Source organism: Kitasatospora sp. NPDC005751 (assembly GCF_040630835.1).
Lineage (GTDB): Bacteria > Actinomycetota > Actinomycetes > Streptomycetales > Streptomycetaceae > Kitasatospora.
On sequence record NZ_JBEXYC010000003.1, the window covers coordinates 77,721 to 99,512 of the forward strand.

A 21,792-nucleotide genomic window follows, 5' to 3' on the forward strand; every position below is an offset into this window, starting at 1 on the left:
TCGACGAAACGGGACTGGGCGGCCCTGAGCGGCCCCGGTGTTACAGCACCGGGGCCGCAGCCGCATGGGGAATCGGCGCTCGACGAGCAGCCGCGGAACCCGACGCGCACTCGCCGCCCGTCGGGGCGGGTGGCGCGCGCCGGGAGCCGTGATCGCTGGTAATGCGACCGAAGGTTCGGCAAGCCCCACCGCGCTGTTCAGCGGCGGGGCCGGGTATGGGTTCGGGCCTTGCACATGGCAGGCTCCTCGCGTCAAAGCCCCTGACGGGGCGAGCGGTTGGGGATTGCCCGTCCTACGGGCGTCAGGTCTCTCGGGCCTGGTCCGGTGCCTCTCTCTGCTCAGCACCAGCAGGGCGGCACACGCCCCGGATCGGGGCGTGCTGCGTGGCTCGCAGCCGCCGGCGACATCACCCGGTCACCACGGGGGCGGTCTTCTCATATCCGCCACGTGCGTTGGGACTCCGCTGTACTCCCGGGGCGCCAGCCAGCCGTACGAATCGGCCTGGTCAGCGTCCCGTTCGGCCCCACACCCCCGGAAGGGTGGCATGCCACTGCGTAGGGGGAGGGCTTCGTTCATCGCGGCGGTTCGCCCCCGGTTCCTCAACCTAGGCGCCTGCCGCGACCGCCGCCCTCGCGTCGGTCCCGCACGATCACTCTTCAGTTCTCAAGGTCCAGGCAGCCCAAAGAAGGGCCACCAACCTCGCCCATCTGAACTAGCGAGGTCCGTACATCGCTATTACAGACACGGACCTGACTCCACGTCAAGCTGTTCGCGGAGATCCGTTGGTCCGAGCGACCCAGCGGGCTGACTCCAGGGAACCGCAGCGGCGTTGAATCCGGCACCGTGCGCAGGTCGGTGACGTTGTTCATGGGGGGTGCGTTTGGGGGTGCGCGCCGTGGTGTTCAAGGGATCTGATTGGTGGAAGGATGTTCGCCCCACGTTCCGGTCGTGGGCCGTAGCCACCGGGGGGATAGATGGCGACGAAGCAGCCAAACCTGAAGCTCGCAGCGATGCTGGCGTTGGCTCAGTTCTCGAATCAGCGCCTAGCGCGGCACGTCGTAACGATCGCCGGCGAAGCAGGCGTGCAGGTCTCCTACGACCACGTGTCCGTCAAGCGTTGGCTTGACGGAGCGCAACCACGCGGTGCGGTACCGCAGTTCATTGCCACCGCCCTCTCGCGCAAGCTTGGACGGCCGGTGTCGCTCGTGGACATCGGCATGGAGACCGCAGAGGGCCCCGCCTTCCCTGAGCCGACCTATGCGGAGGCTGCGGTGGGTGGGGTAGCGGCTGCTCTGTCGATGATCAAGGCCGATCTCGCGGGGAGCGCCACCGCGACCCTGCCAGGAGTCTCGTCCGAGGCATGGACTGACCTGATGGTGCAGTGGTTGCTTGCGCCCGACGACGCACAAAGCATTGACCCGAGGGACCTGTCTTCGCTGAGCCCCGCGGTTGCGGTCCGGTACACCACTGAGTCGTTTGCGCAGATCGACTACCGCTTCGGGGGCGGTCACGCGCGTCAAGCATTTCTCACATACTTCGAGAGCGGTGTGGCGCCAGCGCTTCGGACGGCGAATGCTGAAACTCAAGTAGGGCAGGCGCTCTACGAGGAAGGCGCCGCGCTGCTACGGCTGATTGCGTGGTCTTCATATGACATGGGAATGCATGGGGCGGCGCAGCGGTATTTTGCGCAGGCCCTTCGACTTGCGCAAGCGGCGGGGAACCGGGCGCTCGGCGGACGGATCCTCGCAGGCATGAGCCATCAGGCTAACTTTCTTGGCGACTTTGATCGGGCGGTCAATCTCGCGCGCACGGCAGTACGCGGAGCAGGCGGGGTCGCCACCGCAACTGGCATGGCTCTATTCCATGCAATGGAAGCCAGAGCGTTGGCCTCAAAGGGGGACGAGGCGGCATGCATTCGCGCCCTTGCGCTTGCGGAATCTTGGTTTGAGCGGCGCTCACCGCAAAATGATCCATACTGGCTTCACTACTTCGATGAGGCAGAGTTGGCGGCGGAGCATGCGCACTGCTTTCGCGAACTTGGCAAGCCCGGCCTGTCTGCCGAGTATGCTGCCCGCGCTATGGCGTTGCACGGCAGTCAGTACGTCCGAAGCATGACATTCGTGCGGACGGTGCTGGCCACGTCCCACATCGCGCGCGGCGAGCTGGATCAAGGTCTCTCCATCGCGAGCGATGTGGTCGACGTGGCGCGGGGAGGACTTCAGTCCGTGAGAACTGCCGCCTACATTCGCGAGTTCCTTGCGCGGCTCCAGCCTTACCGAAAGGAATCGCGCGTTGAAGAATTCCATCGCGACGCGACCGGAATTCTTCAGAGCTAATGCTTCTGTCGACCGCCCTAAAATCGCTTCCAGCGGCGCTCGGCAGATGGATTCCGCAGGTCCGAAACCCGCTGTTCAAACTCGATGCGGATGTCGTCCCGGTGGTCGACGTTTTGCATGATCCAGACTGTCATGTTCAGCTCGCGGATCGCTCGAAGGACAGGAAAGCAAGAATCACGGGATACGTCGTATCCATAGATGGATACGAAGCTCTCGTATTCACTGGCTGAGATCCAATCGAATCCGTAGCGATAGGCTGCGGGAAGCATTAGATCCCACTCGCGGGGCCCATTGGCGAAGTACTCCAGATCCACAAGGTACCTGGATCCATTTGTTGCGCGAAGCACGTTTCCGGGATGTGCATCCGAATGGATAGGGCCGCTGGCAAGGTTGAATGTCAGGCCGTCATAGGCGCTTTGTAGTTCTTTGGCATAGCGGACGAGGAACTCTTTGTCGGCCTCGCTCACCGAATCTGGCGCAGCAGCGATTCGTTCCGGCATCCGGCCGAGCGGGTCGAACGCTGGCAGTGCGAGGCTGGGCGGCGCGTGAAGCGCGTGGAGCTTCCTGAGAAGGTGAGCCAGGTCGTTCATGCTGGGTTTGACATCTGAGTCCTCCTCCAGCGGCTCCCAGATGCTCGTAAAGCGGCCAGCACACTCGACGGGTTGGTCCGGCGCGATGTCGTCAGCAACTCGCGTCGCCGGGTAATCGTGCTTGGCCAGCCAGCGCGCTACTTCGATCTCGCGCGTAACGTCCTCGCGGTTCGTAGTGCGGGCCACTCGGAGTACCAGGGAAGGTTCCTGGATTCGGTAGGTGGCGTTCTGGCCAAGGCGGAGAAGATGCACGTTGGCGGCCCATCCGTTCGCGCGGCAGACGGCTTCGGCGATCTTGGTCGTGTTGCTCACACTGAACTCATCCAGGGCCAAGTTCGTCATCAGTTGACCTCCGTCACACGGCGCCTGCCGCTTGTCGTTCGCTCGATCACGCCTGACCGCTCCAGTTGGTCCAGGGCGGCGCTAACCGTGGGGCGGCTCACTCCATACGTCCTGCCCAGGGTTTCGGCACCAGGTAGCACAGCTCCGAGGCGGTATGTCCCGCTCTCGATGTCCTCACGAATGCGGGCAGCCGTTCTCAGGTAGGCCAGGTCCGCTTCGCCCGTCGCGCCGGCTACTTGTCGGCGTAGCCCCCGTCGTCGTACGACAACGCCGAGGGCTTCCAAATCCTTTAGCGCCGCTCGGACGGTGTCCCGGGAGGCGCTGTGCTTCTGCATCAGCTCCTGCTCCGAGGGAAGCGTTGAGCCAGCGGCGTATGTACCCCCGATGATGTCCGCGTGAAGTCGCTTCGCGACCTGTTCGCGTTTGCTTCCCGCTTCGTCACCTCGCGCGAGAACTAGGGGGGCTCGCCCCTGGCGTAGTGCCAGCAGTCCGTGCCCCTCCAGAAGCCTCAACGCGTTGCGCAACGTCATCGGTGCCACGCCAAAGCGCTGGCAGAGTTCCGAGCTTGATGGGAGCGGTTCACCGGGCCGGTAGGTGCCGGACGAGATCTCCTGGGACAGCTCCTGGGCGATGGTTTCGTAGGCCGTGCTGCTTCTCGACTTGATCACGAGTCCCCTTACCTCTGCCTGACCTGTTCAGGCTAGTCCAGCTATCCCCCGAGCCGACTGGTCCAGATCTGCCTTGATCGGAAGAGGTCGGTCTTGGGGTTCTGACCGGACAGGCTGCCGGTGATGAAGTGTCCGGCCTGTCCGGGTGTCCGGTTAGGGGTGTGACCTGGAGAAACGGACCGGACAGCAACCGGACAGCCCGGGGGCAGTTGTCCGGCGACCTCGCGGGAGAGCGGGGCGCCGGGAACGGCTCTGCGCTCTTTCGGGGCGGAGGGGCGGTGCCTGTGGGCCATGGGTGGGACAGTTGGGCTGGGTTGCCACTGCGGTGCAGGCGAGGGGCACTCAGGTGCGTGGTCTGTAAATCTGCCGCGTAAGCTACGCAGGTTCGAACCCTGCACCAGCCACTGGATTACCAGACCGGCCCTGAACAGCGGAAACGTTGTTCAGGGCCGGTTTTGTCGTACCCGGGGGCGGGTCTCGGGCGCGGGCGTCCCGGTTCGGCGGTGCCGGGGGGTCAGAAGAGCGTGGGGGCCGGAGGGTCGGGGGTGACGCCGGGGAGGGCGTCCTGCCAGGCGGTGGCCCGGGAGAGCGGGAGGGGTCGCATGCTCGCCTCGCAGAGGAGGAGGGAGCGGCGGTCCCTCTTGTGGTCGTGGATGACGCCGTAGCCGGCCCGGCGGGTGGGCATCAGGGCGACCGGTCGGCCGCAGGCGGGGCACTGGACTCGTGGTGCGCGCATGAGTGAAGCCTGCCCGAGGGGGCCGACATCGGCGGGCGGCCGGTGCGGCTCAGGGGGCGGCCAGGAGGAGGGCGGCCGCCGTGGGGGTGTCGGGGGCGGTGCGGGTGGGGGCGGGGTGGGCCGGGGGGAGCGGCGGAGGTGGGGTGGGGGTGATCCAGATGGAGCGGATGCCGCAGGCGTGGGCGCCCAGCAGGTCGGTGGCGGGGTTGTTGCCGACCATCCAGGTGTCCGGGGTGAGGGTGCGGCCGAGGCGGGTGGCGGCCAGGCGGAAGATCTCGGGGTCGGGCTTGCGGGCGCCGGCCTCCTGGGAGACGCAGACGGCGTCGACGGCGGGGAGCAGGCCGGTCCGGGCGAGTTTGGCGCGCTGGACGTCGGTGTAGCCGTTGGTGACGACTCCGATGGTCCAGCCGGCTTCGCGCAGGGCGGTGAGGGCGGCGGCTACGCCCGGGATCGGGTGGGTGCGGGCGGCCTCGTGGGCGACGTGTTCCTCCCAGAGGGCCTCGCCGGACTGCCGGAGGCCGTAGCGGGCGGCGATCCCGGCGAAGCCGGCCGGGGAGCGGTCGGCGCGCACCAGCGTGACGATGGTGGGTGCGGTGTCCAGGGGGAGGGCGTGGGCGGTGCAGAACGCGGTGGCCCAGGCGTCGGTGCCGCCGTCGCGTTCGACCAGGGTGTGGTCGAGGTCGATGAGGAGGAGCGGGCTCGCCTGCGGAGAGTGGTGATCCATGCGCGGAGCGTAGCCCGCCGGAGGGGTCGGCATTATTGCGCATTACTTGCAATTGCTTCCTGGGGGCAGCAGAGTGTTCTCCGAGGGGTGGGGCCGGGCCGTTCAGCCTCCCCGCCGAGAAGTTCCGGACGTGCCCAGGCGCGCCGGGAGTCCTCCGTCCGAGCTGATCGTCTTCCCAACCGGCGCCCGCCGGGACATCGGCCCGCCCACCCCGCGCAGGAACCCCCTGCGAGGTGTCAACGAGCGGCGCGGCCCCGGCACACCGACGCGGTGGCATGCCGGCTGCGGATGCGGATGTAGCGGCCGGGGAGCGGTGCCTCAGGAGCGGCTCGCCAATGGGGGCAATTAAGAGCCTATGCCGTAAATGTCCTATCTGATCGTCATATCTTGACGAGGTCTTAACGGCCCCCCTTGACGCCCCCGAAACGCCTCCGAGCCGCTCGGAGCACGCCCCCCATAGCGGCTTCCACCTGCGGGAACACCCCGCCCAAAGGGCGTGTCCGGCGCTCGCGGTACTCCGCTCGGGCCCATGGACGGGCCGTTTTCCGCCCTTACGCTCGCCCATGTGTTCAACCTGCCCCAGGCGCTCAAGCGCCTAGTGATCGGCCGAGCCATGCGCAGCGAGGAGCTGGGCGAGACGCTGCTCCCCAAGCGGCTGGCGCTGCCGATCTTCGCTTCCGACCCGCTCTCCTCGGTCGCCTACGCGACCCAGGAGATCCTGCTGGTGCTCACCGTCGGTGGCACCGCCTTCCTGTACCTGACCCCGTGGGTCGCGGCCGGTGTGGTCGCGCTGATGGCGGTCGTGGTGATGTCCTACCGCCAGGTCGTCCACGCCTACCCGAGCGGCGGCGGCTCGTACGAGGTGGTGTCCCGCAACCTCGGCGCCAACTCGGGCCTGGTGGTGGCGGCTTCGCTGCTGGTCGACTACGTGATGACGGTCGCGGTGTCGGTGGCCTCGGGCGTCGACAACATCATCTCGGCGCTGCCCTCGCTGGCCGACCACCGGGTCGAACTGGCGGTCGCCTTCGTCGTGCTGCTCGCGGCGATGAACCTGCGCGGGGTCCGGGAGTCCGGCAAGGCCTTCGCCGCGCCGACGTACCTGTTCATCGGCGGCATGCTGCTGATGGTGGTCACCGGACTGGTCAAGGCGCTCTTCGGGGACACCCCGGTGGCGGCCAGCGCCTCGTACGGGATCCTGCCGGTGGACGGCAAGGACACCCTGGCCGGCCTCGGTCTGCTGATGCTGGGCCTGCGGGCGTTCGCCTCCGGCTGCACGGCACTGACGGGCGTGGAGGCGATCTCCAACGGTGTCCCGGCCTTCCGGGCGCCCAAGTCGAGGAACGCCGCCGCCACGATGGCCGTGATGGGCACCACGGCCGTGGTCATGTTCGTCGGCATCACCGCGCTGGCGCTGATGTCCAAGGTCCACATCGCCGACGACGCCTGCACGTTGACCGGCTTCGCGGGGGACTGCCACACCGCGCCGCAGCAGACCGTGATCGCCCAGCTGGCGGCCGCGATCTTCGGTGGCGACCGGAGCTTCCTCTTCTACTTCATCCAGGCCGTCACCGCGCTGGTGCTGATCCTGGCAGCCAACACCGCCTTCAACGGCTTCCCGCTGCTGGCCTCGATCCTGGCCGAACACCGCTACCTGCCCCGGCAGATGCACACCCGCGGCGACCGCCTCGCCTTCTCCAACGGCATCATCGCCCTCGCGGTGGTGGCCGGCGGGCTGCTCTGGCTGTACGAGGCGGACGTCACCAGCCTGATCCACCTCTACATCCTGGGTGTCTTCACCTCCTTCACGCTCTCCCAGATCGGCATGGTGAAGCACTGGAACCGGGTGCTGCGCACCGAGACCGAGCCGGGCGTGCGCGGCCCGGCCCAGCGCGCCCGGGTGATCAACGCCTTCGGCGCGGTCACCACCGCGCTGGTGCTGGTCATCGTGCTGCTCACCAAGTTCACCCAGGGCGCCTGGCTGGCCGTGGTCGCGGCGGTGGTGCTCTGGGTGATGATGCGGGGCATCCGCCGGCACTACGACCGCGTCGCCGAGGAACTGGCGGTGGACGACCCGGAGGCCGACTCGGTGCGCCCCTCCCAGGTGCACGGGATCGTGCTGGTCTCCAAGCTGCACAAGCCCACCCTGCGGGCGCTCGGCTACGCCGAGGCGTTCCGGCCGGACTCGCTGGAGGCGCTGACCGTGGCGGTGGAGCGGGAGGCCACCGGCGAACTGGAGCGGCAGTGGGGCGAACTGGACGTCCGGGTGCCGCTGAAGGTGCTGGACTCGCCGTACCGGGAGATCACCAAGCCGGTGGTGGCGTACGTGCGCGAGTACCGCCGGACCAGCCCCCGGGACGCGGTGGCCGTCTTCATCCCCGAGTACGTGGTCGGGCGCTGGTGGGAGCACCTGCTGCACAACCAGTCGGCGCTCTGGCTGAAGAGCAGGCTGCTCTTCACCCCGGGCGTGATGGTGATCAGCGTGCCGTGGCAGCTGACCTCCTCCAGCAAGGCGCACCACCCGTCCCGCCGGGCCCCCGGGGCGGTCCGCCGCGGCGAGCCGGCGACGCGGTCGGAGTACGAGCGGCTGCCGGCGCCCGAGAACGCCTGAGGCGTCGCCGCCGAGAGCCCCGGACCACGCCGGAACCCGGAGCACGCCGGAGCCCCGGACCACGCCGAGAGCCCCGGTCACGGCCGGAGCCCCGCTCCCACGCCGAGAGCCCCGGACCACGCGGTCCGGGGCTCTCGGCGTATCCGCGCGGCCTTCCGAGGGACGCCCGGCAGTGCGACGGGCGAGGCGTGAGGGGCGCCGCGTGGAGTCACCGTATGGAGCCCGTCAACAATCGAACGGGCGCCGTATGGAGGGCGTCAAGAACGGCGGTGACGGTCCGTAGGCGCGGTTGGCTGGCGAGGCCGGCCCACCGCCGGTGCCGCGTCGACCGCCCGCAGGGGCCGGTTCGCGGCCACCTCCGAACCACTGTGGTGGAGCCCATGTCCGATCTCATCCACGTCGGTGTCACGGTCGCCGTGTTCGCCGTCATCGCCCTGATCGCGCGGGGGGTGGAGAAGCTGTGAGCGCCGAGAACGTCGCAGGTCTCATCGTGGCCGTCGCCCTCGTCGGCTACCTCGTCGTCGCGCTGATCTACCCGGAGAAGTTCTGACATGGGTTCCGTTCTCGCGGGCTGGTCGCAGGTCGTCGCCCTGGTGGGCGCGCTGGCCCTGTGCTACCGGCCCCTGGGCGACTACGTCGCCCGGATCCTGACCACGTCCAAGCACCTCAGAGCGGAGCGCGGCCTGTACAAGGTCGTCGGGGTGGACGGCGACGCCGACCAGCGCTGGCCGGTCTACCTGCGTTCGGTGCTGGCCTTCTCGGCCGTCTCGGTGCTCTTCCTCTACGGTCTGATCCGGCTCCAGGGACACCTGTTGCTGAGCCTCGGGGTCCCGCAGATGTCGGGGCACCAGGCGTGGAACACCGCGATCTCCTTCACCGCCAACACCAACTGGCAGTCCTACAGCGGCGAGTCCGCGATGGGGCACCTGGCGCAGATGGCGGGCCTGGCGGTGCAGAACTTCGTCTCCGCCGCCGTCGGCATCGCCGTGGTGGCCGCGCTGATCCGGGGCTTCACCCGCAACCGGACGGACCGGGTGGGCAACTTCTGGGTCGACCTGACCCGGATCACGCTGCGGCTGCTGCTGCCGGTCTCGATCGTCTTCGCGCTGGTCCTGGTGGCGAACGGGGTGGTGCAGAACTTCCACGGGTTCCACGAGGTGACCACCCTGGCGGGCGACCCGCAGGCGGTCCCGGGCGGGGCGGTGGCCTCGCAGGAGGTCATCAAGCTGCTGGGCACCAACGGCGGCGGCTTCTACAACGCCAACTCGGCGCACCCGTTCGAGAACCCCACCGGGTTCACCAACCTGCTGCAGGTCTTCCTGATCCTGCTGATCCCGTTCGCGCTGCCGCGCGCCTTCGGGAAGATGGTGGGCGACCACCGCCAGGGCTACGCGATCGTCGCGGTGATGGGCCTGTTCTGGGTCGCCTCGGTCGCGCTGATCACCCTCTCCGAGGCCCGGCACTCCGGTACCGCGCTGCAGGCGGCCGGCGGCGCGATGGAGGGCAAGGAGCAGCGGTTCGGCATCGCGGCGTCCAGCCTGTTCGCGGCCTCGACGACGCTCACCTCGACCGGCGCGGTGAACTCCTTCCACGACTCGTACTCGCCGTTCGGCGGCGGGCTGACGATGTTCAACATGATGCTGGGCGAGATCGCGCCCGGCGGCACCGGTTCGGGCCTGTACGGGATGCTGGTGCTGGCGATCGTCGCGGTCTTCGTGGCCGGTCTGATGGTCGGCCGGACCCCGGAGTACCTGGGCAAGAAGCTGGGCGGGCGGGAGATGAAGTTCGCCTCGCTCTACATCCTGACCACGCCGACGCTGGTGCTGGTCGGCACCGGGGTGGCGATGGCGCTGCCCGGTGAGCGGGCCGGGATGCTCAACTCCGGTGCGCACGGCTTCTCCGAGGTGCTGTACGCGTTCACCTCGGGCGCGAACAACAACGGTTCGGCGTTCGCCGGGATCACGGTGAACACCGACTGGTACGACACCGCGATCGGACTGGCGATGGTGTTCGGCCGGTTCCTGCCGATGGTCTTCGTCCTGGCGCTGGCCGGCTCGCTCGCGAGCCAGCAGCCGGTCCCCGCCACCCCGGGCACCCTGCCCACCCACAAGCCGCTGTTCGTGGGCCTGCTGTCGGGCGTCGTCCTGATCGTCGTCGGTCTCACCTACTTCCCGGCCCTGGCTCTCGGGCCGATCGCGGAAGGTCTCTCCTGATGTCCTCCACCCTTACCGACAAGCCGGCCGCGCAGCCGCAGGCACCCGCGGCGGCGCCGCACAGGGTCTCCGGCGGACTGCTGGACCCGAAGCTGATCGTCGCGTCGCTGCCCGACGCGGTGAAGAAGCTCGACCCCCGGGTGATGGTCAGGAACCCGGTGATGTTCGTGGTCGAGGTCGGCTCGGTCGTGACCACGATCGCCGCGATCGCCGACCCGTCCGTCTTCGCCTGGTCGATCACCGTCTGGCTCTGGCTGACCACCGTCTTCGCCAACCTGGCCGAGGCGGTGGCCGAGGGCCGCGGGAAGGCGCAGGCGGACACCCTGCGCAGGACCAAGACGGACACCATGGCCCGCCGGCTCACCGACTGGCCGGCGAGCCGGGCCGAGGAGGAGGTGCCGGGGACGGCGCTGTGCCTGGGTGACCACGTGGTGGTCGAGGCCGGGCAGATCATCCCCGGCGACGGCGACGTCGTCGAGGGGGTCGCCTCGGTGGACGAGTCGGCGATCACGGGTGAGTCCGCGCCGGTGATCCGCGAGTCGGGCGGTGACCGCAGCGCGGTCACCGGTGGCACCAAGGTGCTCTCCGACCGGATCGTGGTGAAGATCGCCTCCGAGCCCGGCAAGTCGTTCATCGACCGGATGATCGCCCTGGTCGAGGGCGCGGCCCGGCAGAAGACGCCGAACGAGATCGCGCTCAACATCCTGCTGGCCTCGCTGACGATCGTCTTCCTGATCGCGGTCGTCACGCTCCAACCGATGGCCACCTACGCGGGTGCGCCGCAGTCGATGATCGTGCTGGTCGCCCTGATCGTGGCGCTCATCCCGACCACCATCGGCGCGCTGCTGTCGGCGATCGGCATCGCGGGCATGGACCGGCTGGTCCAGCGCAACGTGCTGGCGATGTCCGGCCGGGCCGTCGAGGCGGCGGGTGACGTCAACACGCTGCTGCTCGACAAGACCGGCACCATCACCCTCGGCAACCGCCAGGCCGCCGAGTTCCAGCCGGCCCAGGGTGTGGGCATCGGGGACCTCGCGGACGCGGCGCAGCTGTCGTCCCTGGCGGACGAGACGCCGGAGGGCCGTTCGATCGTCGTCCTCGCCAAGACGGACTACGGTCTGCGGGCGCGTGCCCAGGGCGAGTTGACGCACGCCACCTGGGTGCCGTTCACCGCGCAGACCCGGATGTCCGGCGTCGACCTGGACGAGGCCGACGGGGTCCACCAGATCCGCAAGGGCGCGGCCGCCGCGGTCACCCTCTGGGTCACCGGCCACGGTGGCACGGTCACCGACGAGGTCTCCGCCCTGGTCGACGGCATCTCGGCGGCCGGCGGCACACCGCTGGTGGTGGCGACGCGCACGGCCTCGGCCCCGGCCCGGGTGCTGGGCGTCATCCACCTCAAGGACGTCGTCAAGGAGGGCATGCGGGAGCGGTTCGACGAACTGCGCCGGATGGGCATCAAGACCATCATGATCACCGGCGACAACCCGCTGACCGCCAGGGCGATCGCGGAGGAGGCGGGCGTGGACGACTTCCTCGCCGAGGCCACCCCCGAGGACAAGATGGCCCTGATCAAGAAGGAGCAGGCGGGCGGCAAGCTGGTCGCGATGACCGGCGACGGCACCAACGACGCCCCCGCCCTCGCCCAGGCCGATGTCGGCGTCGCGATGAACACCGGGACCATGGCGGCCAAGGAGGCCGGCAACATGGTCGACCTGGACTCCAACCCCACCAAGCTGATCGAGATCGTCGAGATCGGCAAGCAGCTCCTGATCACCCGCGGCGCGCTCACCACCTTCTCGATCGCCAACGACGTCGCGAAGTACTTCGCGATCATCCCGGCGATGTTCGCGGCGGTCTACCCGGGCCTGGACAGGCTCAACATCATGGGCCTGCACAGCCCGCAGTCCGCGATCACCTCGGCGATCGTCTTCAACGCCCTGGTCATCGTCGGCCTGATCCCGCTCGCCCTGCGCGGGGTCAAGTACCGCCCGTCGGAAGCGAGTTCCCTGCTGCGTCGCAACCTCGGGGTCTACGGCTTCGGCGGTCTGGTCGTCCCCTTCGTCGGGATCAAGCTGATCGACCTCGTCGTCCAGTTCGTCCCCGGCCTGAGCTGAGAGAGGAGAATCCAGATGTCCAAGCCCCTGCCCACCACCGTGCGCACGCACCTCACCGCACTGCGGATGCTGCTGGTGATGACGGTGATCCTCGGCCTCGCCTACCCGCTGCTGGTCACCGGCATCGGCCAGGTCGCCTTCGCCGACAAGGCCGACGGCTCGATCGTGAGGGCCGACGGCAAGGAGGTCGGCTCCAGTCTGCTGGGCCAGACCTTCGACCTGCCCAAGCGGAACCCCGGCGACGAGAACGAGGCGGCCCGGCCGGACCCGGAGTGGTTCCAGCCCCGGCCCTCCGCCGGCGGGTACGACCCGAAGAGCTCCGGCGCCTCCAACCTGGGCCCGAACAGCGGGGACCTCGCCAAGGCGATCGAGGACCGCCGCGCCGCGGTCGCCGCGTTCGACGGCGTCGACCCGGCGAAGGTGCCGGTGGACGCGGTCACCGCCTCCGGCTCGGGCCTCGACCCGCACATCTCGGTCGCCTACGCCGAGGAGCAGGCCGCCCGGGTCGCCGGGGCCCGGAACCTGCCGGTGGAGACGGTGGAGAAGCTGATCGACAGGTACACCGAGGGTCGCTCGCTGGGCTTCCTCGGCCAGCCGGGAGTCAACATCGTCCTTCTCAACACGGCTCTGGCACACCAGAAGTGACGGCCAGGCAGGCAGCGCCGTGAGACAGGCCGACCCGGGCCGGGGCACCACCCCGCGCCCGGGTCGGCCGCCGTACGCCCCGACCCCCGTACGAAGACGAAAGAGCAGCGCCCATGGCCCGCGACCTCGCCCCCGGCACCGGCCCCCGCCGCGGCCGGCTGAGGGTGTACCTCGGTTCCGCCCCCGGTGTCGGCAAGACCTACCGGATGCTGGACGAGGCCAGGCGCAGACAGGACCGCGGCGCGGAGGTGGTGGTCGGCTACATCGAGTGCCACGGCCGCCGCCACACCGAGGCCATGCTCGACGGCCTGGACGTCGCTCCCCGGGCCCGACGGTCCTACCGGGACGCCGAGTTCGAGGAGATGGACCTCGACGCGCTGCTCGCCCGCCGCCCCTCCCTGGTGCTGGTGGACGAGCTCGCGCACACCAACGTCCCCGGCGGCCGGCACGCCAAGCGCTGGCAGGACGTCGAGGAGCTGCTGGCCGCCGGGATCGACGTCATCACCACCGTCAACGTCCAGCACCTGGAATCGCTGAACGACGTCGTCCAGAAGATCACCGGCATCCCCCAGCGCGAGACCGTCCCGGACGAGGTGGTCCGCCGGGCCGACCAGATCGAACTCGTCGACATGGCCCCCCAGGCGCTGCGCCGCCGGATGGCCCACGGCAACGTCTACCGGGCGGAGAAAGTGGACGCCGCGCTCTCGAACTACTTCCGGGTCGGCAATCTCACCGCCCTGCGCGAGCTCGCCCTGCTCTGGGTGGCCGGGCGGGTCGACGAGGGGCTGCGCGACTACCGGGCCAGCCACCGCATCGACCGCGTCTGGGAGACCCGCGAGCGGGTGGTGGTCGCCCTCACCGGCGGCCCCGAGGGCGAGACGCTGATCCGCCGCGCCGCCCGGATCGCCGACCGCACGGCGGGCGGCGACCTGCTCGCCGTGCACGTCACCCGCAGCGACGGCCTGGCCGGGGCGTCCTCGGGGGCGCTCGCCCAGCAGCGGCAGCTGGTGGAGGCGCTGGGCGGCAGCTACCACGTGGTGGTCGGCGACGACATCCCCACCGCGCTGCTGGCCTTCGCCCGCGCCCACGACGCCACCCAGCTCGTCCTCGGCACCAGCCGGCGCGGCCGGATCACCCGGCTCCTCACCGGCCCCGGCATCGGCGAGACCACCGTGGACGCCTCCGAGGACATCGACGTCCACATGGTCACCCACGCGTTCACCGGCCGCGGCCGGCTGCCCCCGCTCGGCCGCCGCCACTCCAGGCGCCGCACCGTCGCCGGCTACGCCGCCGGACTCGTGCTGCCCTGGCTGCTGACGGCCGGCCTCTCGCAGTCCCACGGCACCGTCAACCTGACCACCGACGCGCTGATCTTCCAGCTGGGCGTGGTCGTCGTCGCCCTGCTCGGCGGCGCCACCTCGGCCCTGCTGGCCTCCCTCGTCGCCTCGCTGCTGCTGAACTACTTCTTCATCCCGCCCCTGCACACCCTGACCATCGGCGAGACCAACAATCTCGTCGCCCTGCTGGTGTTCGCCGCCGTCGCGCTCACCGTCTCCACCGTGGTCGACCACGCGGGCCGGCTCACCACCCGGGCCGCCCGGGCCACCGCCGAGGCCGAGACCCTCTCCACCCTGGCCGGCAGCGTGCTGCGCGGCGCCGACGCCCTGCCCGCCCTGCTGGAGAAGTCCCGGACGGCCTTCGGGATGGACTCCGTCGCCCTGCTGGAACGCACCGGCGGCGCGGTGCTGGCCCGCTGCGACGGCGAGGGCGGGCCCGCCGGGCCCGGCGGGACCACCGAGGTCCCGGTCGGCGCCGACGCCCTGCTGGCGCTCACCGGCCGCCGGCTGCCCGCCGCCGACCAGCGCGTCCTCACCGCGTTCGCCGCCCACGTGGCCGCCGCGCTGGAACGCGACCGGCTCGCCGTGGTGGCCGCCGAGGTCGAACCGATCAGGGCCGCCGACCGGATGCGCACCGCCCTGCTCGCCGCCGTCAGCCACGACCTGCGCACCCCGCTGGCCGCCGCCCTGGCCTCGGTCGGCTCGCTGCGCAGCCCCGACGTCGAGTTCTCCGCCGAGGACCGGGCCGAACTCCTGGCCACCGCCGACGAGTCCCTGGTCAAGCTCACCCGGCTGGTGGACAACCTGCTCGACATGAGCCGCCTCCAGGCCGGGGCCCTCACCCTCCACCTCGCCGAGACCCACCTGGACGAGATCCTGCCCCGGGCCCTGGACACCCTCCCCGACCCGTACGCGCCGGTACGGCCGCTCGACCTCACGTTCGACATCGAGGAGGGCGTCCCGGCCGTCCTGGTCGACCCGCCGCTGCTGGAGCGCGTCCTGGCCAACGTCATCGCCAACGCCCTGCGCCACACCGCCCCCGGCACTCCGGTCCTGGTCGCCGCCAGCCACCTCGGCGACCGGGTCGAGGTCAGGGTGATCGACCGCGGCCCCGGCATCGCCGCCGAGGACCGCGACCGCGTCTTCCTGCCCTTCCAGCGCCTCGGCGACACCGACAACACCACCGGCGTCGGCCTCGGCCTCGCCCTCTCCCGCGGCCTCGCCGAGGCCATGGGCGGCGGCCTGGAGGTCGAGGACACCCCCGGCGGCGGCACCACCATGCTGCTCACCCTGCCCGCCGCCCACCCGGGAGGAGCGCCCGCATGAGCGAGATCCTGATCGTCGACGACGAACCGGCGCTGCTGCGTACCCTGCGGATCAACCTGAGCGCCCGCCGGTACGCCGTCCGGACGGCCGCCAGCGGCGGCGAGGCCCTGGACCGCGCCGCCCGGACCTCGCCCGACGCCGTCCTGCTCGACCTGGGCCTGCCCGACCTGGACGGCCTGGAGGTCATCCGGGGCCTGCGCAGCCGCAGCGCCGTACCGATCATCGTGCTCTCCGGCCGCACCGGCGCGGCCGACAAGGTGGGCGCCCTGGACGCCGGCGCCGACGACTACCTCACCAAGCCGTTCCTGATGGAGGAACTCCTGGCCCGGCTGCGCGCCGTCCTGCGCCGTCCGCCGGGCGGCCCGGCCCCGGCCGCGCGGGTGATCGGCGCCCACACCGTCGACCTCGCCGCCACCACCGTGACCGGCCCGGACGGCCCGGTCCGGCTCACCCCCACCGAGTGGCGGATCCTGGCGCTGCTGCTCGCCGACCCCGGCCGCCTGGTGCCCGGCCGGCGGATCCTGCGCGAGGTCTGGGGCCCGGCGCAGGAGGGGCGCGGCAACTACCTGCGGGTCTACCTGGCGGGGCTGCGCCGCAAGCTGGAACGCGATCCGGCCCGGCCGCGCCACCTGATCACCGAGCCCGGTCTCGGCTACCGGTACGAGCCCTGACGCCGGGACGGCGGCGGCGCCCCGACGGCCGCGCGTCAACGGAGCGTCAAAGGTGGGCCGCCGGGCGACAGGAGGGCGTCAGGACGGGCCGGACGGGGCGGTCGGCGGGCGTAGCGTCGTCGGTGAGCGAGCGGCCCTGCTCCATGTGGGGGATGCCGGGACCGCTCCGCCGCCTCGGCGGCCGACCGGTGGGGGAGGGGCGCGCGACCAACGACGCGCGCCCCTGTCACCTGCTCGGCCCTGCTCAGCTGTCCTGCTCGGCCCTGCTCAGCTGTCCCGGTCGGGCCGCCGCCGGCCCGCCGCTCAGCCCCCGCCCGTGCTCCCCGACTGCCGCGGCAGCGCCAGCGCCACCGTGTCGGCGAACTCCCGCACGGCACTGGTCCGGCTGACGATCCGCCCGCTGTGCACCACCAGCCGGCTGTGTCCGCCCGCGAGCGCCCCCGCCAGGCTGTCCCCGCGCACCGCCAGCAGCTCCGCCGGGAACCCGGCGTCCACCCGGACCGGCGGCAGCCCGAGCGCCGCCCGGGCCTGGTTGGCCACCGCGTCGTACGCCTCCTCCACGTCCAGCACCCCGCTCGCCGCCAGCAGGTAGGCGGCCTCCAGCGGATCGGCCCGGCCCACCGGGTTGGCCGGGTCCCGCAGCGAGCCGCTGCCGGCCGAGAGCGGTACCCGGGCCTGCGCCAGCTCCCGCGGCAGCCCCGGCCGCATCCCGGCCGCCCGGCCCTCCAGACCGCTGCAGCCGCCGTTCTGCGGCAGGCAGACCACCCGGACGCCGCTGCTGGCCAGCACCGCCGGCCCGCCCGGCGCCAGCGCGCCGCACGGGCCGAGCACCACCCGGGGCCGCAGCGGGGCGAGCGCGCTCGCCAGCCGGGCCAGCTGCGCCGCGTCGGCCCCGGTGGTGTGCAGGTCCACCGGGCAGTCCGCCTCCCGGGCGGCCTCCAGCAGCACCTGGACGTACCCGGCCGGGTCAGGGTCCAGCTCCGGACAGCCGCCGGCCGCGGTGGCGCCGAGCTTGAGCGCGTCGCGCAGCTGGGCCCGGCCGTCCGCGCCGGCCAGACCGGTGAGCAGCCGGGGCATCGCGACCGCCTGCAGCTCCGCCAGGCCGCGCAGCGCCTGCCGGGCGGTGAGCACCGCCTCCAGCCGGCGCAGCCCGTGCACGTCGCCGATCCGGACGTGGGTGCGCTGCGCGGTGGCGCCGTAGCCCAGCGAGGTGAGCGCGGCCTCGGTGACCCGGCGGGTCAGGTCGCCGGAGGTCTCCGGCGGCGGTGCGGGCAGCGCGGCCGAGAAGGCGACGTCGTAGTGGGCGTGCGCCTCGGCGGGGGCCGGCAGCAGCAGATAGCCCTTGAGGTCGATCCGGGCCCCGGTGGTCGTGGTGGGGGCACCGGGCAGGGCCGGCAGCGGGCCGAGGCTCCCGGTGGTGCCGACGGCCTGGATCCGGTCGCCGCTGATCCGTACGTCCACCACCCGGCCGTCGGCGAGCCGGGCGTCGGTGAGCAGCAGGACGGGGCCGTGCCCCAGCGGGTTGGCGGCCGGTCCGGACCCGGGGTGGGGCCCGTCGGAGGGTGCGCTGTCCATCGCCCGGTTCCTCCCTCGCGCCGGCCGGTGCGGATCCCCGGCCCGTCCCGATCAATGAGCGACGAGCCTATGGCGCGGGGGCACGGGGTGCGGGGACGCGGGCAATAGTCGTATCGGGTCGGGCCGCGCCCCACCGGGGCCGATCGAACGCCCTGCCTTCGATCGCTCGCCCGTGCACCTCGCCCACCTGCGGTCTTCGCGCCGGGATACGGATTTCACCTCTGGGCGCGGAACGTGTAATCTCTTCCTCGTTCGCCCCTATAGCTCAGTCGGTAGAGCGTCTCCATGGTAAGGAGAAGGTCTGCGGTTCGATTCCGCATGGGGGCTCTGGTGAGAAGGAGTCAGCTTCGGCTGTGCTCCGGATCACTGTGGCGGTGTAGCTCAGTTGGTAGAGCAAGCGGCTCATAATCGCTGTGTCACCGGTTCAAGTCCGGTCACCGCTACCCCGCGTAGTCGGTCGGTAGATCGCACTCCCGGTCGGCTACTCTTGTTGTGTTCTTATTCAATGTCCAAGGAAGGCACTCCCGTGGCTGCCACCGATGTCCGCCCGAAGATCACGCTGGCCTGCGTGGAGTGCAAGGAGCGGAACTACATCACCAAGAAGAACCGGCGTAACGACCCGGACCGTCTTGAGATGAAGAAGCACTGCCCCCGCTGCAACTCGCACACCGCGCACCGCGAGACCCGCTGACCCTGTCGCGTGTCCGCGGGCCTGTGTGATCACAGGTCTACGACTCCGGGCCGTACCCCTCACAGGGTGCGGCCCGGAGTCTTTTCGTCATTCACCGCGCTCTTGAGGAGCTGCCATGGCACTCGACCCCTCCTTCATCGGGCGGACGTACCCGCCCACCGAGCCGTACGAGGTCGGCCGGGAGAAGATCCGCGAGTTCGCCGTCGCCGTGGGCGACGCCAACCCGGCGTACACCGACCCGGAGGCGGCCAAGGCGTTCGGCCACCCGGACGTCATCGCCCCGCCGACCTTCCCGTTCGTGCTCACCTACCGGGCCGCCGGCCAGGTGGTGGAGGACCCGCAGCTGGGCCTGGACTACAGCCGCGTGGTGCACGGTGACCAGAAGTTCGTCTACACCCGCCCGGTGCGGGCCGGCGACCGGCTCTCCGTCGCGGTGACCATCGACAACATCAAGTCGCTCGCGGGCAACGACGTGCTCACGGTGCGCGGCGAGGTGACGGACGCGACCGGCGAGCACGTGGTGACGTCGGTCATGACCCTGGTGGCCCGGGCCGCCGACGAGGCGGGGGAGTAACACCATGGCGATCAGCTACGACGAGGTCGCGGTCGGCACCGAGCTGCCGGCGCGGTCCTTCCCCGTGACGCGCGCCACGCTGGTGCAGTACGCGGGCGCCTCCGGGGACTTCAACCCGATCCACTGGAACGAGAAGTTCGCGCTGGAGGTCGGCCTGCCCGACGTCATCGCGCACGGCATGTTCACCATGGCCGAGGCGGTCCGGGTGGTCACCGACTGGGTCGGCGACCCGGGCGCGGTGGTCGAGTACGGCGTGCGCTTCACCCGGCCGGTGACGGTGCCCAACGACGGCGTCGGCTCCGTGATCGAGGTGACCGGCAAGGTCGCCAAGCTGCTGGACGACCGGAAGGTGCAGGTCGACCTGCTGGCGACCTTCGGCGGCCTGAAGGTGCTGGGCATGTCCCGCGCCGTCGTCCGGCTGGCCTGAGCGCCCGGAGCCCGAGCGCCCGGCGGGGAGGGGCGGACCGGCCCCTCCCCGTACGCTGGGGGCGTGCTGGTAGAACTCGACGCCCCCCTCGCCCCGCTGACCACCCTGCGGCTCGGCGGTCCCGCCCGCCGACTGGTGACCGCGCAGACCGACGAGGACGTGATCGCCACCGTCCGGGAGGCCGACGCGGCCGGCGAGCCGCTGCTGGTCCTCGGCGGCGGCTCCAACCTGGTGATCGGCGACGCCGGCTTCGCCGGGACGGTGCTGCGGATCGCCACCACCGGCTTCGTGCTGGACGGCACCACCCTGGAACTCGCGGCCGGTGAGGTGTGGGCCGACGCGGTGACCAGGACCGTGCTGGAGCACGGCCTGGCCGGGATCGAGTTCCTGGCCGGGATCCCCGGCTCGGCCGGTGCCACCCCGGTCCAGAACGTGGGTGCGTACGGCCAGGAGGTCGCCCAGTCGATCACCGAGGTGGTCGCCTACGACCGCCGGAGCGACCGGGTGGTCACCCTCACCAACGCCGAGTGCGGCTTCTCCTACCGGCACAGCCGCTTCAAGGCCGACCCGGACCGCTACGTCGTGCTCCGGGTCCGCTTCGGCCTGGAGGACGGCGGCGGGCTCTCCACCCCGGTCGCCTACGCCGAGACGGCCCGGCACCTGGGCGTGCTGCCGGGTGAGCGGGTCGACCTCACCACCGCCTGGAACGCCGTGCTGACGCTGCGCGCGGGCAAGGGCATGGTGCTCGACGCGGCCGACCACGACACCTGGTCGGCGGGCTCCTTCTTCACCAACCCGGTGCTGACCGCCGAGCAGTACGCCGCCTTCCTGGCGCTGGCGGCCGCGCGCGAGCTCACCGCCCCCGCCTACCCGGCGCCGGACGGCCGGACCAAGACCTCGGCGGCCTGGCTGATCGACAAGGCCGGCTTCGGCAAGGGGTACGGCAGCGGCCCGGCCACCCTCTCCACCAAGCACACCCTGGCCCTGACCAACCGCGGCGCGGCCACCGCCGAGGACCTGCTGGCGCTGGCCCGCGAGATCCGCGACGGCGTCCGGTCCGCGTTCGGCGTGGAGCTGGTCAACGAGCCGGTGATGGTGGGCGTCGAGCTCTAGCCGGCGGCGCGGCCCGGGTGCTGGGCGGCCGGGAAGCCCCGGGCGGCCGCCACCCCCGGGGTGGTGCCGTCCCCGAGCCAGCCGTCGATGTCCGCCAGCAGCTCCTTGCGGACGCTGTCCGGCGCGCGTGAGCCGCGCACCGACTGGCGGGCCAGCTCGGCGAGTTCGGCGTCGGAGAAGCCGAGCACGTCGCGGGCCAGCTCGTACTGGGCGGCCAGCCGGGTGCCGAACAGCAGCGGGTCGTCGGCGCCCAGTGCCAGCGGGACGCCCGCGTCGAACAGTCGCCGCAGCGGGACGTCCTCGGCCCGCTCGTAGACGCCCAACGAGACGTTGGAGGACGGGCAGACCTCGCAGGTGACCTGCCGGTCGGCCAGCCGCTGCATCAGCCGGGGGTCCTCGGCGGCCCGGACGCCGTGGCCGATCCGGCCGGCGCCCAGGTCGTCCAGGCAGTCCCGGACCGACTCGGGCCCGGCCAGTTCGCCGCCGTGCGGGGCGGCCAGCAGCCCGCCCTTGCGGGCGATGTCGAAGGCCCGGTCGAAGTCCCGGGCGAGGCCGCGCCGTTCGTCGTTGGAGAGGCCGAAGCCGACCACCCCCCGGTCGGTGTAGCGGACGGCCAGCCGGGCCAGCGTCCGGGCGTCCATCGGGGACTTCATCCGGTTGGCCGCGACCAGCACCCGGATCCCGACGCCGGTCGCCCCGGCGGCCTGCTCCACCGCGTCCAGGATCAGTTCGAGGGCGGGGATCAGACCGCCCAGCCGGGGCGCGTACGAGGTCGGGTCGACCTGGATCTCCAGCCAGCGCGAGCCGTCCCGCCGCTCGTCCTCGGCGGTCTCCAGCACCAGGCGGCGGATGTCGGACTCGTCGCGCAGCACCGAGCGGGCGGTGTCGTAGAGGCGCTGGAAGCGGAACCAGCCGCGTTCGTCGGTGGCCCGCAGCCTGGGCGGCTCGGCGGAGCTGAGCGCCTCCGGCAGCCGGACGCCGTGCTTGTCGGCCAGCTCCAGCAGGGTGGCGGGGCGCATCGAGCCGGTGAAGTGCAGGTGCAGGTGGGCCTTGGGGAGGTCCCTGACGTCTCGCGGATTCAGCAGGCGTTCCATTCGCC

Annotated in this window: 18 protein-coding genes and 2 tRNA genes; 14 read left to right on the forward strand and 6 right to left on the reverse strand. The window is 71.2% G+C overall.

Annotated features, from left to right (window positions below; translation table 11 throughout):
• Window positions 1–974: 974 nt before the first annotated feature.
• Window positions 975–2,336 carry a regulator gene (locus tag ABZ497_RS04725; RefSeq protein WP_359803417.1) on the forward strand — a complete coding sequence of 454 codons (1,362 nt, stop codon included), beginning with the start codon at window positions 975–977 and terminating at the stop codon, window positions 2,334–2,336.
• Window positions 2,337–2,353: 17 nt separating this feature from the next.
• Here ABZ497_RS04725 and ABZ497_RS04730 read toward each other — a convergent pair whose 3' ends face one another.
• From ABZ497_RS04730 to ABZ497_RS04745, 4 genes are all read right to left on the reverse strand, one after another.
• Window positions 2,354–3,268, reverse strand: a complete 915-nt coding sequence (locus ABZ497_RS04730; protein ID WP_359803419.1) for an aminoglycoside phosphotransferase family protein — start codon at window positions 3,266–3,268, stop codon at window positions 2,354–2,356.
• A complete protein-coding gene (locus ABZ497_RS04735) occupies window positions 3,268–3,936 on the reverse strand; it encodes a GntR family transcriptional regulator (protein ID WP_359803421.1) in 669 nt (222 codons plus the stop codon). The genes ABZ497_RS04730 and ABZ497_RS04735 overlap by 1 nt, the downstream gene beginning before the upstream one ends.
• Before the next feature lie 514 nt (window positions 3,937–4,450).
• Entirely contained in the window at window positions 4,451–4,672 is a 222-nt protein-coding gene (locus ABZ497_RS04740) for a hypothetical protein (RefSeq protein ID WP_329488197.1), read from the reverse strand.
• A 49-nt stretch (window positions 4,673–4,721) separates the two neighbouring features.
• Window positions 4,722–5,396: an HAD family hydrolase gene (locus tag ABZ497_RS04745; RefSeq protein WP_359803423.1), complete on the reverse strand. Its 675-nt coding sequence runs from the start codon at window positions 5,394–5,396 to the stop codon at window positions 4,722–4,724.
• A gap of 529 nt (window positions 5,397–5,925) precedes the next feature.
• On the opposite strand from ABZ497_RS04745, the gene ABZ497_RS04750 reads away from it, so the two are divergent.
• From ABZ497_RS04750 to ABZ497_RS04780, 7 genes are all read left to right on the forward strand, one after another.
• Complete coding sequence (locus ABZ497_RS04750; protein WP_359803425.1) at window positions 5,926–8,004, forward strand: APC family permease; 2,079 nt, start codon at window positions 5,926–5,928, stop codon at window positions 8,002–8,004.
• A gap of 460 nt (window positions 8,005–8,464) precedes the next feature.
• Window positions 8,465–8,554 (forward strand): K(+)-transporting ATPase subunit F, encoded by a 90-nt coding sequence (gene kdpF / locus ABZ497_RS04755; protein ID WP_238863773.1) that lies wholly within the window; start codon window positions 8,465–8,467, stop codon window positions 8,552–8,554.
• A 1-nt stretch (window position 8,555) separates the two neighbouring features.
• A complete protein-coding gene (gene kdpA / locus ABZ497_RS04760; protein ID WP_359803427.1) occupies window positions 8,556–10,217 on the forward strand; it encodes a potassium-transporting ATPase subunit KdpA in 1,662 nt (553 codons plus the stop codon).
• A complete protein-coding gene (gene kdpB, locus ABZ497_RS04765; protein ID WP_359803429.1) occupies window positions 10,217–12,334 on the forward strand; it encodes a potassium-transporting ATPase subunit KdpB in 2,118 nt (705 codons plus the stop codon). The genes kdpA and kdpB overlap by 1 nt, the downstream gene beginning before the upstream one ends.
• Before the next feature lie 15 nt (window positions 12,335–12,349).
• On the forward strand, window positions 12,350–12,979 hold the full coding sequence (gene kdpC / locus ABZ497_RS04770) for a potassium-transporting ATPase subunit KdpC (protein ID WP_359803431.1): 630 nt from the start codon (window positions 12,350–12,352) through the stop codon (window positions 12,977–12,979).
• A gap of 113 nt (window positions 12,980–13,092) precedes the next feature.
• Window positions 13,093–15,642, forward strand: coding sequence for an ATP-binding protein (locus ABZ497_RS04775; protein ID WP_359803433.1), 2,550 nt, complete (start codon window positions 13,093–13,095; stop codon window positions 15,640–15,642).
• Entirely contained in the window at window positions 15,639–16,313 is a 675-nt protein-coding gene (locus ABZ497_RS04780) for a response regulator (RefSeq protein ID WP_359803435.1), read from the forward strand. Before ABZ497_RS04775 ends, ABZ497_RS04780 begins: the two co-directional genes overlap by 4 nt.
• Window positions 16,314–16,616: 303 nt before the next feature.
• Here ABZ497_RS04780 and ABZ497_RS04785 read toward each other — a convergent pair whose 3' ends face one another.
• Complete coding sequence (locus tag ABZ497_RS04785; RefSeq protein ID WP_359803437.1) at window positions 16,617–17,888, reverse strand: hydrolase; 1,272 nt, start codon at window positions 17,886–17,888, stop codon at window positions 16,617–16,619.
• A 254-nt stretch (window positions 17,889–18,142) separates the two neighbouring features.
• Here ABZ497_RS04785 and ABZ497_RS04790 point away from each other — a divergent pair.
• From ABZ497_RS04790 to ABZ497_RS04815, 6 genes are all read left to right on the forward strand, one after another.
• A tRNA-Thr gene (locus ABZ497_RS04790) sits at window positions 18,143–18,215 on the forward strand.
• A 43-nt stretch (window positions 18,216–18,258) separates the two neighbouring features.
• A tRNA-Met gene (locus tag ABZ497_RS04795) sits at window positions 18,259–18,331 on the forward strand.
• Between the two features lie 83 nt (window positions 18,332–18,414).
• The gene (gene rpmG, locus ABZ497_RS04800; RefSeq protein WP_006604855.1) at window positions 18,415–18,579 is read left to right on the forward strand and encodes a 50S ribosomal protein L33; all 165 of its coding nucleotides are present in this window, start codon (window positions 18,415–18,417) and stop codon (window positions 18,577–18,579) included.
• Window positions 18,580–18,694: 115 nt separating this feature from the next.
• Complete coding sequence (locus ABZ497_RS04805; protein WP_329488179.1) at window positions 18,695–19,153, forward strand: MaoC family dehydratase N-terminal domain-containing protein; 459 nt, start codon at window positions 18,695–18,697, stop codon at window positions 19,151–19,153.
• A 4-nt stretch (window positions 19,154–19,157) separates the two neighbouring features.
• Complete coding sequence (locus tag ABZ497_RS04810) at window positions 19,158–19,580, forward strand: MaoC family dehydratase (RefSeq protein ID WP_329488178.1); 423 nt, start codon at window positions 19,158–19,160, stop codon at window positions 19,578–19,580.
• A gap of 63 nt (window positions 19,581–19,643) precedes the next feature.
• Entirely contained in the window at window positions 19,644–20,693 is a 1,050-nt protein-coding gene (locus ABZ497_RS04815) for a UDP-N-acetylmuramate dehydrogenase (protein WP_329488177.1), read from the forward strand.
• Here the strand turns inward: ABZ497_RS04815 and ABZ497_RS04820 are convergent.
• Window positions 20,690–21,787, reverse strand: coding sequence for an adenosine deaminase (locus ABZ497_RS04820; protein ID WP_329488176.1), 1,098 nt, complete (start codon window positions 21,785–21,787; stop codon window positions 20,690–20,692). The two genes, ABZ497_RS04815 and ABZ497_RS04820, sit on opposite strands and share 4 nt — an antisense overlap.
• Window positions 21,788–21,792: the final 5 nt, after the last annotated feature.